This window comes from Bartonella sp. TT29SHDZB (assembly GCF_042193395.1).
GTDB lineage: Bacteria > Pseudomonadota > Alphaproteobacteria > Rhizobiales > Rhizobiaceae > Bartonella.
In genome coordinates this window covers 1-518 of record NZ_JBHILQ010000191.1, presented here as the reverse complement: position 1 = coordinate 518, position 518 = coordinate 1, and the positions used below count along the sequence as shown (strand labels likewise).

Here is a 518-nt window from a genome sequence, read left to right as displayed (position 1 = left end):
ACATAAATATAATCTGTTTCCGTTGAATATCCCTGCATCCAATAATGATTTTCATCCGGTGCATAGGTAAATCCCATATGTTTACACATGGCTTCTGAAAGCATCGCAGCATTATATTCGCGACGAATAATCCATTGTCCCCATGGATCTTTTTGCAACAGAGAAGGTGCAAGGCGATAATAACGAAACCCACCGCCACCTTGCCAATTTACACTTTTAGAAATTCCCCCTTGATCAGTTCCATCAATTACTTTTTTTAAACGAGGAATAATGTGCGTATGGCAATGTTCACCAAGTTCAATCATAATCCACTTGCGGCCCATTTTATGAGCAACAGCACCGGTCGTACCAGAACCAGCAAAGGAATCCAATACAAGATCACCAGGGTTAGTGGCAAGTTGAATGATGCGTTCCACTAATCGCTCAGGTTTGGGAGTGGTAAAGACATTATCAGAATTAAAGGCTTTGACTTCTTTTTTGGCATCTTGGTTGTGCCCTACTTCCTCATAAAGCCAAAT

Annotated in this window: 1 protein-coding gene; it reads right to left on the bottom strand. The window is 41.1% G+C overall.

The genetic code is table 11. The features are described 5' to 3' along the window. Nucleotides 1-518 (bottom strand): DNA methyltransferase (locus tag ACFIJJ_RS10225; RefSeq protein ID WP_375646874.1); only part of this gene is annotated, 518 nt, incomplete at both ends.